Genomic DNA, 14,333 nt, shown 5'->3' with positions numbered 1-14,333 from the left:
GCTTCATACGACCCGGGCCTCGCCGTACGGCACCAGCCGCACCGGCCCGATCAGTCCGTACGCCTGTCGGGCCTGCCCGCCGTAGACCGCGGGGTCACTGACCCGCAGCCGGTTGGCCGGCGGAGTGGCCACCTCGACCTCGATGAGGTTGGCCCCTCGTCCGAGCAGGCCCCCCAGGTCCACCACCGGGTGGATCTGGTCGACCGGATCGAGCCGGTGGCCGTTCACGGTGACCCGGCAGGTGTCGGTCACGCTGCCCAGCTCGAGCAGCGCGCCGTGGCTCCCGCTCCAGTCGCTGCCCAGGGTGACGGTGGTGCGGTAGCGGCCGACGCCCGCGACGTCCGCGAGTTCGGTGATCTGCGACCAGGGCAGCAGCGCGTCGAGGGTGAGGTCGTGTGCGACGACGGTGGTGCGGTAGGCCGTGTCGCCAGGCCGCCAGTCCTCGACGTGCAGCTGCCAGGACGTCAGTTCCCTCGGCTCGGGGACGGCCTTGAGTGTCGTACGCACGGTGCGGCCGTCGGAGAGGACGGTGCTGTACGTGCCTGCCGTGGCGGCTCGGACGGTGAGTCCGGCGTCGGTGCGGCGCACCTCGTCCGCCTCGCTGCTGACGGCGTGCCTCCGGCCGCGGTGGTGGTCGCCGAAGAGGCCGGGGCGGCCGATGGCCACGATCAGGGTCTGCGCGGGCTGCAACGCCACCCGCACGGTGATGTCGTCGCCGTGCTCGGTGTAGCGGGCGAGGCGCTCGGCCTTTCCGGTCCAGGGGTCGAGGAGGTAGGGCACGCCGTCGGCGGTGGTGCGGTGCAGGGTGACCTCGTGGTCGATCGGGGCCACCGGGGGTTTGACGGTCTCGGCGTGCTTGCCGTTGCACAGGTAGTAGTAGTCGATGCCGTCGGCCACGCGGTGGGCGTTGAGCAGGGTGGAGGGGGCCGCGTAGCGGACGTCCGGCCGCACACCGAGGTCGGCGAGAGCCGTCGGGACGGCCGCCTTGTCGGTGCGGTGACGGACCAGCGGCTGGGCGAGCAACTCGCCCACCACAGCACGCAGTTCATCGGTCTCGCCGCTGTCCGGGACGCCAGGCGGCACGACGGAGTCCCAGGAGCCGAGCAGCACGACGGGCAGTCCGGCGCGGGTGAGCCGCAGCAGGGCTCGGGCATCCGACAGCGCGAGGGTCACGGTGGAGCCGTAGAAGAAGTCGCCCTCGATGAACAGGGCCTTGTAGGCCGGGCCGTCGGGCGCGAGGCGCCCTCGGCGCACGGTGGCGGGGGCAGGTCGAGCAGCGGCCCGCTGAGGAACTGGTGGGTCCAGCCCAGGGGGATGCCCGTCGCGGTGAACCAGGAGGCGCCGATGCCGGTGGCGGCGTATCCGGTCTGCCGGAAGACCGCCACATCGGCGCGCGGACGGCCGGTCTGCAACACCCGGTGCACCCGGCCCAGATACCCGGACACGTCCCGGACGTGCCGCCAGGTCGGATGCCTCGGTCCCCACGACTCGCCGTAGCCGACCGTGCCCTTGTACGGGGTGAAGGCCGCGTATCCAGGCCAGTTGACGCCCGGGAGTTCGGCGTACGAGAAGCCGTGCACGACGGTCTGGTTGACCCCGGCGGCGTAGGCGCCGCCCATGGTGCGCAGGAACTTCTGCCAGGTGGTGCTGTACGCTCCGCCGGCGTAGGCGCCCGCCTCGCAGGAGAGCACCGTACGGCCCGCCATGTCACGGCCTCCGGCCAGGCAGCGGTAGTCGTCGAGGTTCTTGAAGCCGAGGGATTCGCCCTCGGGGATGTCCAGGATCGCGGCCGAGGCGATCGCGTCGGTCTGCAGACCGTAGGGCTGGGAGCGCAGGTGGAGGCCGAGGGAGTGGGCCCAGGTGCGCAGCGCCGTCACATGGTGCCGGTTGAAGAGGGTGGAGACGGTCTCCCAGAAGTCGTGCCGGATCTGCCGGGTGACGGCCGCCTCGAAGGCGAAGACCTGGTTGCCGTTGCCGAGGATCACGGCGGGCAGCAGCGGCAGCAGGGAGCGGCCGGTGTGCGCGAGGAAAGCCGCCGGCAGACCGGGTGTCCACTGCAGCGCGTCGGTCTCCAGCTCGATGGAGTCCTCGAACAGCGCTCCGCCGGACACTTTCAGCAACCGGCGGACAGTGGGGGAGAGGATGTGGGCTTCCCAGAAGTCGGTCACCGCGCGCGTGCCGGCCGCACTGAAGTGGTCGACCACATAGGCGGCTGGGGCGGTGTGCGGGCCGCCCTCCGGGGTCTGTCCGGAGCCGCGCACCCAGTACGAGACGATCACCCAACTGCCGTCGTCGGGCGCGGTCCAGGTGAGGGTGGAGTCGGCGACGTCGTTGGTGAGGTCGAGGACCGAGTCCAGGTCGAGACCCGTCTCCTTGCGGGTGGAGTTCGCGGTGTTCACCCGTGCCGCCTGTACCAGCAGCAATCGCTGCCGGGTCACTCCGGACGCCGCGGCGTGGACGGGTGCGGGCACGGGACCCGAGTAGGCGGCGCCCGCGGCCAAGGTGACCGATCCGTAGGCGAGTTCCTTGACGGCGGCTTCGCTGTCGGGGGTGATGCCGGGGACCGCCGCGGGCCAGCTGGGGCCGATGGTCAGATCGATGGTGAGGCCGCGCCGGGCGGCCTGGCCGAGCGCCGCCTCCACCCCGGCCACCCAGGCGGCACTGCCCCAGCCATGGCGTGCGGTGTCCAGTACCGAGGGGTCCGTGACGCTGTGATGCACGGCGGCGATCTCCGCCCCGCCGAAGCCGGCGTCGGCGATCTGGTCGATCTCCCGTCTGATCTCCTCGGGGCGCACCAGGCCGTCGGGCCACCACCAGCGGAACTTCGGCCGCACCGCGCGACCGGGCTCGGCGAACGACAACGGCGCGTCGGAGGAAGCCGCCGCTGGTGACGTGGGCAGGCTCCAGTCGAGCGCGCCTGCGGCCGCGGTGGCGACGGCGGCTCCGAAAAGAGTGCGGCGGCGGAGTGCCGTACGGCCGGCCGACGTGTGGTCACTCATGAGTCTTCTCCACTCTCTCGGCGGCCGGGTCTCTTGGAGGACGCCGGTGGGCAACGCAAAGAGGACCCTGTTGGGGCCCGTGTTTTGAATCGTTTTAATCCCTGGGGAAGCTAAGGCTCGCGATCCGACAACGTCAAGATCCGTGCACGAGTGGGAGTTTCGCGTGCGGAACTCATACGCCGCTCACTACTGACGGAGGGACACTGCTGGACCTTGTCGTCCTGGACCTCGACCTGCGGAACCTGGTTGCGTCCATACCAGGATCCGCGGTCCTGCCCACAGGAGGGATCTGGCTGCCGCGACACCCTGGAAGCAGTGTGGTCCCATGAACACCACCAGGATGCCGAGGGCCGGAAGCCGTGTCACGCCGCTGCGGTTGCTCGCCGGGCGCACGTACGTCCCGCGCCGGAGAAGAAGGGGAGAAGGGGCAGAGAGTCAGGCTCCGGCTGTCGAGGTGGCCGGGGGTGACGGTGAAGATGTCGGGGGTGTTGTCCGTGACGCGGAGCTTCCGGACGCCGTTGGCGGGATCGCTGAGGCGTCGACGGTGTAGGTCGCGTGCAACTGCGTTCCGGTGTCCCGGGCGAAGTCCTTCACGAGACCGATGGTCCAGGCGAACGGCAGCGTGAGGATCTCCGCCGCGGAGTTCTCGAAGGTGACGGCCGGTGCGAAGTCACCGGCCGTCGTCCGAGTGCCGGCCGAAAGTCCGTCAGCCGCCCGGCTGTGTGCCCGCTGTCGGGCGCAGTGGATCACCCGGGGCTTTACGTGATGGCAACACGGCCCGCGACCGCCCCTTGGCTACTTGCCCACTATGGGAGGGTGTGGTCGCGGTGCCCCGCACGGGAATCGCGATTCCCCTTACCGGAATACGTTGTCCGAATCGTCCCAGAGCGAGAGGTCACTCGGCGATGCGTACTCTCGAGGGAGCCTCGAGGACGTCTGATACATCGCGTCGATCTCGGCGGCGAAGCGTTGCGCAATGGCGTCCCGGCGCAGCTTCAGCGAGGGGGTCAGAAGGCCGTTTGTCAGGGCGAAGGATTCCGGGAGTACACGGAACACCCGGATGGACTCCGATCGGGACACGGTGCTGTTGGCCGCGGCCACGGCGCGTCTGACCTCCTCCCGCAGTTCGTTCTCCTCCCGCGCGTCCCGTGCCGCTGCGTCGCCCTTGGACAAGGCTCCGCGCCAGTGCGCGAGGAAGTCGGGATCGAGGGTGATCAGGGCACCCACGCATGGCCGGTTGTCGCCCACGATCACGGCTTGATGGATTAACGGATGGACGCGCAGGCGCTCTTCGAGGGCCGCGGGAGCCACGCTCTTGCCGCCGCTCGTGATGATGATGTCCTTCTTGCGACCGGTGATGGTCAGATACCCCTCGGCGTCGAGGCGGCCGATGTCGCCCGTCGCCAGCCACCCGTCCTCGAACGACGCGTACGTGGCCGGGGCGTTGTTGATGTACCCCTGGAACAGCGAGGGGCCCCACACCAGAATCTCTCCGTCGTCGGCCACCCGGATGTCCGTGCCGGGCAGGGCGCGGCCGACGGTGCCGAGCTTCTCACGCCCCAAGGGCTGCATCGTGATTCCGCCGCTGGTCTCCGTGAGCCCGTAGCCGTCGTGGAGGGGGATCCCGATTCCCGTGTAGAAGAGGGCCAGTTCACGGTTGAGCGGGGAGCCACCCGACACCGCGCCGCACACCCTTCCGCCCAAGGAGGCGCGCAGCTTGCGGTAGACGGTCTTCTCGTAGAGGGCGTGCTGCAGTCGCAGGTCGAAGCCGGGGCCGGGGCCGGTGCCCAGCCGGTGGCGTTCGGCCGCCGTGGCGAAGTCCTTCGCTGTCTGGACAGCGCGCTCGAACAGGGCGCCGCGGCCCGTCCGCTGCGCGGAACGCAGGAAGCTTTTGTAGATCTTCTCGAAGACGAACGGCACAGCGTAGAGATAGGTGGGACGGAAGGAGAGGAGGGCCGCGGACAGTGCCTCCTCGCTCAGATCGGGCTCATGTCCCAGCAGCATGCCGCCCCGCAGGCAGAGCCCCTGGATCAAGAGGCCGTACACATGGGAGAAGGGCAGGAAGGCGAGGATGGCGGGCTGCTCACCGGGGGGAGCGGCCGTGTGTCTCCAGCCCGCGAGGAGTGCGTCGCAGGGGCTGGCCAGGCTGCGGTGGGTCAGGGCGCAGCCCTTGGGGCGCCCCGTCGTGCCGGACGTGTAGGCGATGACAGCGGTCGAGTCGGGCAGCACGATACGGCGGAGCGAGTCGACCGTCGTCGGAGGGATCACCCGGCCACGCTCGACCAGCCGTGTCAGGGCGCCGGTGTCCAACTGCCAGACGTGGCGCAGTGACGGCAGTGACGCGCACGCCGAGGCCACTGTCATGACACCCGGCTCGTCGTCGACGACCACGGCTACGCAGCCCGCGTCCTGGAGGATCCACGCGACCTGGTCGTGCGACGACGTCGGGTAGATCGGAACGACCTCGGCGCCCACCGTCCACAGCGCGTAGCTGAGCACGGTCCACTCGTAGCGTGTACGCGCCATGATGGCCACCCGGTTCCCTGGGCAGATGCCGGACGCGACCAATCCCCTGGCCACGTCGACCACTTCGCCCCACAGCTCGGCCGCGGTGATCGGTGTCCAGGGATCGGGAGAACCGTCGAGACGGCGGGCGACCTGTGGAAGGTCCGGCTCGCGGCGTGCCGTTCCCAGAAGACTGTCGGCGAGGCCCCCCTGCATCACTGTCGTATCCGAGGGTGGCAGTTCGAACGCGTGCATCGCCGCTCCAGAATTCTCCTCAACGTGCCCTCACCGAGAGGCGCCAGTGCTGAGGATTCCCGAATCTAGCCCAGTCCGATGACAATCGTGATGGATTCATGGAGCCGTTCGCCTACCGATGCGGTTACGGTTGGCGCGCCTCCTCCGGAACATGCGCGAGTCCGTCCGCGCCGCCGTACCTGCCTCCGTCCCGAGCAGGCGGTGGTCCATGAGGTGGAGCAGGCGCCGGCACGCGTACCGCAGCCGGCACCTCCCGCCGGAGCGGATGCCGCCGACGCTGCCGCAGCCCGACGGCACCCGCGAGAGCACCCCCAGATCACGGAGGGGACAGGAGCGCATCCGAGGTGATGAGGGCGGTCGAGCCCGGGGCCGTACACGCGTAGGCGCCCGCGATCGCTCCCAGCCGGGCGCACTCCCGTATGTCCCGCCCGGTGAGCCTGCCGTACAGGAAGCCGCAGACGAAGGCATCGCCCGCGCCGTTGGAGTCGACCACCGGAGCGGGTGGGACGGCCGCCGGGATGTGCTGCGGGGTGGAGCCGCCGTCGCGGGTGAGGACGTAGGAGCCGTCCGCGCCCGCCGTGGCGACCACGGTCTGCGCGCGCCCTTCCTGGAGGATCTTCCGCATCAGTGTGGGCGTGCCTTCTCCGGCTCCCGCCGCGCTGAGGAAGACGAGGTCGGAGCGGAGGGCGAACTCGCGGTGATGGTCGGCCAGTCCGTCCCAGTCGTGCAGATCGGTGGAAACGGGTACGCCGAGGTCCTCGATGTCGTCGTAGAGGAATCGCCCGAAGTTCATGATGGAGAGGTGGATGTGGCGGGCGCGTCGCAACCGGGGCAGATAGAAATCCCGGGGCATCCGTAGATCCGCCGGATCGCGGCTGTCGTAGAAGGACATCCGACGGCCGGACGCGTCCACCAGATTCACCGCGCGGCGCGTTCCGGCGGGGGAGATCAGCGGGACGAACTCCACATTCCCCTTGGCCATGCGCTCGCGCACCTGCGCGCCGATCCAGTCGTCACCGATGCAGTCGAGCAGGGCGACCGTGAGGCCCAGCGCCCGGGTGCCGAGGGCGACGTTCCCTCCGGTGTGACCGGGCCACTCCTCGATCGGGCCGACAAGAACCGAGTCGGCGAGTGGGACCGGCAGGGAGTCGACGCGGACGATGGTGTCCACGCCACTGCCTCCGACCACCAGGACGTCGTATTCCTCGGACTGGTCGTATTCCGCGTGTTGTTGGATCACTGATCCATCTGCCTCTCTTTCCCCGCCTACCTCAGTATGAGGTGTGGCCCCGCAGTGTGCGGGGGAGTCGCATCACCTCGCGGTGACTCGTCGTGGCCGCGACGGAAACCGGCTGCCAACTGCGTGGCTCAACCCTTGACTTCACAAGACCCAAGCGCGACATTCCTGACTCTGCATCAGAACTGGGACGCCGCAGGCTCGTTGTCTCCGTCGCCTCCCGGGGTACAGCACGCTCTCCCATTCCTTCGCCCGTTGGAGCGCCCTGCCATGTCCACAAGCGCGGACCCTGCGAGACGCAACGATTCCTCTTTCGAGCCCGGCCCGTCACGGCGCCGGGTGCTCGGCGCGGCAACGGGAGCCGGGCTCGCGCTCGCGGCCGGGCTCCCCGCTGTCGCGGACGCGGCCGACCTGCCGCTGCTCGGCACGTACGACGTCGTCGTGATCGGTTCCGGAGCGGCGGGGATGACCGCTGCTCTTACGGCCGCGAAGCGGGGTCTGACCTGCGTGGTCGTGGAGAAGGCGGCCACGTTCGGGGGCTCGGCGGCGCGCTCCGGCGCGGGCATCTGGATCCCGAACAATCCGGTGATCCTTGCCGCGGGGGTGCCGGACACCCCGGCGAAGGCAGCCACTTACCTCGCGGCAGTGGTCGGCCCCGACGTCTCCGTCGAACGCCGGCAGGCCTTCCTCGGCCGCGGGCCCGACATGATCTCCTTCGTCATGGCCAACAGCCCGCTCCGCTTCCGCTGGATGGAGGGCTACAGCGACTACTACCCCGAGCTGCCCGGCGGACTGCCGGGTGGCCGCTCCATCGAGCCCGACCAGCTCGACGGAAAGATCCTTGGCGCCGAACTGGCCCATCTGAACCCGTCGTACATGACCGTCCCGAGCGGCATGGTCGTCTTCAGCGCCGACTACAAGTGGCTCACGCTCTCCGCGGTCAGTGTGAAGGGCGCCGCCGTGGCCGCCGAGTGCCTGGCCCGCGGCACCAAGGCGGCACTCCTCGGCCAGAAGCCTCTCACCATGGGTCAGTCGCTGGCGGCCGGCCTGCGCGCCGGACTGCTCGCGGCCCAGGTGCCGGTGTGGCTGAACACCCCGCTGTCCGACCTGTACTTGGAGAACGGAACCGCCAAGGGAGTGGTGGTCGCCAAGAACGGCACACCGGGCCTGATCAGGGCCCGGCACGGGGTGATCGTCGGCTCCGGCGGCTTCGAGCACAACGCGGCCATGCGTGCCCAGTACCAGCAGCAGCCCATCGGCACCGAGTGGACGGTCGGAGCCAAGGAGAACACCGGCGACGGCATCCGGGCGGGCCAACGGGCCGGTGCCGCGCTCGATCTGATGGACGATGCCTGGTGGGGGCCCGCGATCCCGCTGCCCGGCCAGCCGTATTTCTGCCTCGCCGAACGCACCCTGCCCGGCGGACTCCTCGTCAACGCCGCCGGCGCGCGCTTCGTCAACGAAGCGGCCCCCTACAGCGATGTCGTGCACATCATGTACGAACGTGACGCGACCGCCCCGGACATCCCGGCCTGGCTGATTGTCGACCAGAACTACCGCAACCGCTACCTCTTCAAGGACGTGCTGCCGACTTTCACCTTCCCGGACGCGTGGTACACGTCCGGCGCCGCCCACAAGGCATGGACCCTTGACGCCCTCGCCGCACAGATCGGCATACCCGCGCCCGCCCTGCGCTCCACCGTCAACCGCTTCAACGCCCTCGCCCAGAACGGCCGCGACACCGACTTCCACCGCGGCGACAGCGCGTACGACCACTACTACACCGACCCCGCCATCCTCCCCAACTCCTGCCTGGCCCCCCTGTGGCTCGCTCCCTTCTACGCCTTCAAGATCGTCCCGGGCGATCTGGGTACCAAGGGCGGCTTGCGCACGGACGCCCGGGCGCGCGTGCTGCGGCCGGACGGATCCGTCATCCCGAGCCTGTACGCCGCCGGAAACGCCAGTGCGGCAGTCATGGGCCACAGCTACGCGGGCGCGGGTTCGACGATCGGTCCCGCGATGACCTTCGGCTATATCGCGGCCCTGGACATCGCGGCCGGTGCGGGGGTCTGAAGAACTCGACGCCCTCGGTGTGCTGTACGGGCGCACGGTGGGGGTGGCGGCGGTGGTGGGCCGGGCCGGTGGCTGGCGGCGGTGCTGTTGGATCCCGGGTTGCGGGCGCTGGGCCGCGACCGGCCGCGTTACCGGCAGCTGGCCGGGGCGTCCGGGCGGCTGCGGTTCGCCGTCTCGCGGGCCGTCCTCAAGCACACCGCGGCGGCCGCCCTGCAGGTCCCCACGCAGACGCTCGACCTCGCCTACCGGTCTGCCGACGGGCCGTGGCTGGGCGAGGTGGAGGTGAGCCTCGCTCACACCGACGAGCTGATCGTGGTGGGCGTCAGCCGTACCGGGCCGGTCGGGGTGGACGCGGAGCCGGTCGCCCGCGTGATGTCCTTCGAGCTGCTGGCGCCCGCATCAAGCTGCCCCGAACATGCCTGTCCCGTGGCTGAGGCAGGTCACGGCTCCAGCACAACTGCCGTACGGTAGCGAGCCACATCGCTGTACGAAAGGGGCGTGCTGAGTGTCGTCCCCCGCCGGGGCTTCGGATGCTTGGCACGGACCGAGGCCCTACTGAGAAGGTGTCGGCTCCTCCCTCGGCAGTTCTTGGCCGAGGGCATGGGTTAGAGGGTGCCGAGTGCTTTTCGCAGGACATGGATGGCTTGTTCGATGGCTGCCGTTGTGGCCTTGGTGGAGCGGACCGGGTTGAGCATCATGAAGTCGTGGATGATGCCGTTGTAGCGAACACTCGTGGTCGGGACGCCGGCCTGGGTGAGCTTGGCAGCGTAGGCCTCGCCCTCGTCGCGGAGGACGTCGTTTTCGTCGACGATCACGAAGGCCGGGGGGAGTCCTGCGAGGTCTTCGAGGGTGGCGCGCAGCGGCGACGCCGTGATCTCGTTTCGCTTCTCGGGAGAACTCGGAATATACGCGTCCCAGAACCAGGCCATCCCCGGGGCGGTGAGGAACGGGCCGTCGGCGAACTCCCGATAACTCTCGGTGTCCTGACCGGCGTCGGTGACCGGGTAGTAGAGCGACTGGTGCACGAAGTCCACGTCCCCGCGCTGCTTGGCCATGATCGCGACCGCGGCGGCCATGTTGCCGCCGACGGAGTCGCCTGCGATCGCCATGCGGCTGGCGTCGAGACTCTCACTCGACCCGTTCTTGATGATCCACTGCGCGGTCGCGTACGCCTGCTCGATGGCGACGGGGTACTGAGCCTCCGGTGAGCGGTCGTACTCGACGAACGCGACGGCCGCCTGGGCGCCGTCGGCCAGTTCACGAATGAGCCTGTCGTGCGTGTCGGCGTTGCCGAGGATCCACCCGCCGCCGTGGATGTAGAGGATCACGGGCAGGGGCCCGGTGGCGCCTACGGGCTTGATCAAGCGGACCCGAACGTCCCCGACCTGAGCCGGGACCGTGATCCACTTGTCCTCGCCGACCGGGACTTTCTCGATGGGGGCGGCCTGGATGTCATCGAGCACCTTGCGGGCGCCCTCGGGACCGAGTTCGTAGAGGAAGGGCGGGCTCGCAGTTGCTTCCGCGAGTTCCTGGGCCTCCGGCTCAAGGACGTGCTTAGCCACGAGTCGAGTCCTTTCGGGGGGTTATTCGGAGATTGGTTGGTATCTCATCAGGGAAAACTCTGCCGAGCCGGGAAGTGCAGCGGCCATGTCACCCGCTTGGCGCCGCAGTCGCCGCCCCCTGCGAGGGGGCGTGGTGTCCGTTCGACATACCTCCGACACACTCTGTGTCGCCGCGCACGCCACGGGGCTGTGCTGGTGGCGGGTCCGCTGTACGATCCGCGGCGGGCAAGTCGCGCAGTCCACCGACGCGCAGATGGACTGCTCGCGCCAGGCCGGCACGGGCGAGAAATACACGGAAGCGCTGCGGGCTGTGCAATCCGCCCGAACGGACCTCTTCCATGATCAGCATCAGCGGGGCGGGATGGGATGGGACCCGATCACCGAACGCGCCGCCCAGCAGCTCGCGCAGATCTGGCCCGCCAGACCCGTACCGCACTGGGAAGAGAAGTTCGGCGAGCCGTGCTGGAAGACCTTCCCGTGGTGGGACGCTCCCGCCGCAGCCGCGGCGGTGGTGAGGAAGGCGTTCTCAGAGGCGGCGATCACATGCCAGACCTGTCCGTCGCGAGGGAGCAAGCGGGTGGTCTGGATCTGGGACCGGAGTATGGATGGACGAGCAACTGTCAAGAGTTGTAGGTCGGTTGAGGTGTGTCACGCTGCGACGGGTTCCTCGGGGCGTTCGACGAGGTGACCGTTCTCGAAGCGGGCGCCGGCCTCCGGCGAGGGCGACGAGGTGGGGTGTGGTCACAGCGCGCCAGCGGGGCCGGGCAGACTCGACAAGCTTGAACACCATCGCCAGGGCGGCGGCCGGGCTGCCCGCGCCGCGGGTGACCTTCGTACGGAGGTTCACCGTGGAGAAGGTCGACTCGATGGGGTTGGTGGTCCGCAGGTGGATCAAGTGCTCGGCGGGGAAGTCGTAGAACGCCAGCGGCTCGTCGACCTCGTCGGTGATCTTCTTCACGGTCTTCGGCCATTTCGCGCCGTACGCCTTCTCGAACGCCTTGACGGCCTTCTTGGCGTGGGTGCGGTCCTCGGCGTGGTTGATCTCCTGCAGGGCCTTCTTTCGCGCCCGGCCGTGCGGACGCCGACAGGGCGTTCGCGACATTCCGGGTTTTGTGAACCCAGCACCCTTGATGCCGGGCATCGGGGAGCACGTCCGCGAGGGCCTTCCCCAGGCCCGTCGCGCCGTCCCCCGACAACCGGCGCCGGACCGCGCATGCCGCGCCGACGGCAGTAGTGCAGCGGGTCGGCCCACCATGCCGCATCCGCGTTGGCCACCGTCGCCCAGGCGGATCATTGTGCGACGGCCGGACAAACACGGAGTGCGTGTGCGTCAGGGGCAGGTGACCGTGCCGGTGCGGTTCCGTACTGGCACGGGGGCGCCCGCGACGAAGTGTCTACGCGCTTGGCGGTGCCGCCTGCTGCACGACCTCGAAGGACCACAGTGTGGACCCGCTCGCTGCCGGCTTGGGGCGCTCACTGCTCTCCGCGCCACCGCCCTGGTGGGCCGCCTTCATGGGGCCCTCCATCCAGGCTTGGAAGGACTCCTCGTCACGCCACCGCGTGTAGACGAGGTAGTTGTCGGTGCCTTCGACGGGGCGGAGGAGTTCGAACCACTCGAATCCGTCGGAGTTCTCCACGGCATGGGCACGGGAGGCGAAGCGCTTCTCCAGCGTCTCCCGCTGCTCGGTGGGGACGGTCAGTACGTTGATTTTGACGACGCTCATGGCCCCATCCTGCCGCACGGCGGTCGGCAGACAAGGAGCGGCCCGTACAGGTGTGTCTCCGCTGGGCACCGCCCGGTCACGTGAGCGCCGTGAATGCCGCCGGCAAGGGCGTGCCGGCGGCGTACGGGCCGAGGTCGGTGATGTCCAGGCAGAGGAAGGGCGGATAGGGCTGCTGCCCCTCCGAGCGCACGCGGTAGCCGAGGCTGATCGGGAGTTCGGTCTCCGCGTACATGAGGGCGACAGCGGCCTGGAGCAGCGGCGCGGCTTGGTCGTCGGTGTCGGACCGGCGAGTCAGTGCGGGCTCGTTTGTGCGGTTCAGGAGCGGGTAGGTCCGGTGACTTCCGCCGGTGAGGGACGCGGGTACGGGGTGGAGTGGTTGCGGGCAGAGGGATCTCGTCCAGGCGCAGGTGCTGCGGGCCGTCCGGTCCCTGCAGGGCGAAAGTGTAGATTGCGCCGATTTCGCCGCGCTGCACGGCCATGAGAGTCCCGGGCGGCAGTAGATGTCCTGGCTTGGCTTTGTTCACGATTTTGGGTTCTGGTTCAACTTGTGTGGCGCGGTCGCCCTCCGTGACGACCGGGATTGAGTTGGGGTCCGTGGCAGGGGCATCCTGATACGGCTCCTTGCCGTGTTTGCCCGGCCGAGGGCTTGGCCCAACGGGTGTTACAGAGCGATCAGACCGGCTGTGGGCTCCTTGAAGCCGCAGGCAGCAGAGGACGCAGTACGGGGCCGGCTACGAATCACCGGGATCACCGCAGGGGGAAGCCTCGCCTGGTATCTGCGGAGGCCGATGAGGGGGTGCTTGAACTCGGCTGAGAAGAGGATCTCCCCGCGGTGCGCGTGTTCTGGATCGCCCTCGATCAAGGCCCTCAGTGGGTGATCGTCGACGAGCGGATAGGTCTTGGTGCTGCGAAAGTCCCAGCGGAGTCGTGTCTGGGAGGACCCGTAACCTCTTGCGATCCACTCGTGCCCTGTAGCAGAACCGCCGACCGGGGTTTGCACCCCGGCGCTGACGAGTGGGAAGTTGAAGGCGACAGAAACTGTGGACGGCGTCGTGTTCACCGGCCGCGTTCGTTCCTGGGGTTCAAGGAGAGGGGCAACGGGCGTTCGACCGCCGGCTCGAAGAGGCCCGCACCCATGGCGCCGACCCACTGCACCTCGCCCTCGTCTTCGGTATCGACGAGAAGACGGCCATCCGCTACGCGGAGTCGGCGCGCGTGTTTCTCGATGAGGCTGCCGAGCAGCCATCGCAGTGAAACCCGCTCGACCTGGTTACCTCCTTGAAGAGATCCTTGGGCATGGAGTTCCTCTGCTACCACCGTGACCGGCCCGGCTCCGTAGCGCTGCGCGACGAGCTGCTGGAAGAGCATTGGTCCTATATGGACCGGTACGCGAAGGGGATGATCGCCCGGGGCCCGACCCTCGCCGACGACGGCGACACACCCACCGGCAGCATGCACATCGTCGACCTGCCCGATCCCGCCGCTGCCCGCGCGTTCGCCTTCGACGAGCCGAACTACCAGGCCGGCATCTACCGGGACGTGCTGCTGCGACGGTGGCGCAACACGTTGGGGCGCACCATGTGGGACTTCCCCGGCGGCCGGACCGGTGGCACCCGATACCTGGTGCTCGGCCTCGGCGCGGGGCATGCCGCCGACCTCGCGGTGCCGCCCGACCGGGACGAGCTGATCGCCTACGGGCCGCTGCTGTCCGACAACGGCGCCACCTGGCTGGGCACGGCGGCGTTGCTCCGGGCGCCGGACCCGGCCACGGCACGCGCCATCCTGACCCCGGACCGGTACGCCGACATTGAGGTGCACAACTGGCAGTTCGGCGGGCGGCCGTCATCACCCGAGGACGTCCAGGCCGACGCCACCGCCGAAGCCCTTCGGACCGCTCAGCATCCTGGTGTTTCACCCGAACCCGCGGATCCATCGGCCTGACGTACACCGGTGGACCCATGGGTTCGCGCTGAAGGAC

Annotated in this window: 8 protein-coding genes and 3 pseudogenes; 3 read left to right on the top strand and 8 right to left on the bottom strand. The window is 69.2% G+C overall.

The window, feature by feature from the left end:
* Positions 1–3 precede the first annotated feature (3 nt).
* From ACX28W_RS03705 to ACX28W_RS03695, 3 genes and pseudogenes are all read right to left on the bottom strand, one after another.
* Positions 4–2,999, bottom strand: a pseudogene (locus ACX28W_RS03705) (glycosyl hydrolase).
* Between the two features lie 855 nt (positions 3,000–3,854).
* Positions 3,855–5,759 (bottom strand): AMP-dependent synthetase/ligase, encoded by a 1,905-nt coding sequence (locus ACX28W_RS03700; protein ID WP_458997296.1) that lies wholly within the window; start codon positions 5,757–5,759, stop codon positions 3,855–3,857.
* 316 nt (positions 5,760–6,075) lie between these two features.
* Positions 6,076–6,951, bottom strand: coding sequence for a carbohydrate kinase family protein (locus tag ACX28W_RS03695; protein WP_458997521.1), 876 nt, complete (start codon positions 6,949–6,951; stop codon positions 6,076–6,078).
* A gap of 315 nt (positions 6,952–7,266) precedes the next feature.
* On the opposite strand from ACX28W_RS03695, the gene kstD reads away from it, so the two are divergent.
* Both kstD and ACX28W_RS03685 read left to right on the top strand, forming a co-directional pair.
* Complete coding sequence (gene kstD, locus ACX28W_RS03690) at positions 7,267–9,069, top strand: 3-oxosteroid 1-dehydrogenase (protein ID WP_458997295.1); 1,803 nt, start codon at positions 7,267–7,269, stop codon at positions 9,067–9,069.
* Between the two features lie 81 nt (positions 9,070–9,150).
* A complete protein-coding gene (locus ACX28W_RS03685; protein ID WP_458997294.1) occupies positions 9,151–9,540 on the top strand; it encodes a 4'-phosphopantetheinyl transferase family protein in 390 nt (129 codons plus the stop codon).
* Positions 9,541–9,674: 134 nt separating this feature from the next.
* On the opposite strand, the gene ACX28W_RS03680 is transcribed toward ACX28W_RS03685, so the two are convergent.
* From ACX28W_RS03680 to ACX28W_RS03660, 5 genes and pseudogenes are all read right to left on the bottom strand, one after another.
* The gene (locus ACX28W_RS03680; protein WP_458997293.1) at positions 9,675–10,631 is read right to left on the bottom strand and encodes an alpha/beta hydrolase; all 957 of its coding nucleotides are present in this window, start codon (positions 10,629–10,631) and stop codon (positions 9,675–9,677) included.
* A gap of 348 nt (positions 10,632–10,979) precedes the next feature.
* On the bottom strand, positions 10,980–11,174 hold the full coding sequence (locus tag ACX28W_RS03675; protein WP_458997292.1) for a hypothetical protein: 195 nt from the start codon (positions 11,172–11,174) through the stop codon (positions 10,980–10,982).
* 105 nt (positions 11,175–11,279) lie between these two features.
* A pseudogene (locus tag ACX28W_RS03670) lies at positions 11,280–11,882 on the bottom strand (transposase); the annotation flags it as partial.
* A gap of 143 nt (positions 11,883–12,025) precedes the next feature.
* On the bottom strand, positions 12,026–12,355 hold the full coding sequence (locus ACX28W_RS03665; RefSeq protein ID WP_458997291.1) for an antibiotic biosynthesis monooxygenase family protein: 330 nt from the start codon (positions 12,353–12,355) through the stop codon (positions 12,026–12,028).
* Between the two features lie 76 nt (positions 12,356–12,431).
* Entirely contained in the window at positions 12,432–12,587 is a 156-nt protein-coding gene (locus ACX28W_RS03660; RefSeq protein ID WP_458997290.1) for a hypothetical protein, read from the bottom strand.
* Between the two features lie 1,064 nt (positions 12,588–13,651).
* Here ACX28W_RS03660 and ACX28W_RS03655 point away from each other — a divergent pair.
* A pseudogene (locus ACX28W_RS03655) lies at positions 13,652–14,200 on the top strand (YciI family protein); the annotation flags it as partial.
* Between the last annotated feature and the right edge of the window lie 133 nt (positions 14,201–14,333).

It is taken from the genome of Streptomyces sp. SD15 (assembly GCF_054462255.1).
Note: the sequence above shows the minus strand (reverse complement) of the source record. Positions and strands in the feature narration are given on the sequence as shown.

Excerpts from the sequence above, each read along its gene's own strand:
- kstD (WP_458997295.1), top strand. The coding sequence starts at position 7,267 with ATGTCCACAAGCGCGGACCCTGCGAGACGCAACGATTCCTCTTTCGAG.
- ACX28W_RS03660 (WP_458997290.1), bottom strand. The coding sequence starts at position 12,587 with ATGTACGCGGAGACCGAACTCCCGATCAGCCTCGGCTACCGCGTGCGC.
- ACX28W_RS03665 (WP_458997291.1), bottom strand. The coding sequence starts at position 12,355 with ATGAGCGTCGTCAAAATCAACGTACTGACCGTCCCCACCGAGCAGCGG.
- ACX28W_RS03700 (WP_458997296.1), bottom strand. The coding sequence starts at position 5,759 with ATGCACGCGTTCGAACTGCCACCCTCGGATACGACAGTGATGCAGGGG.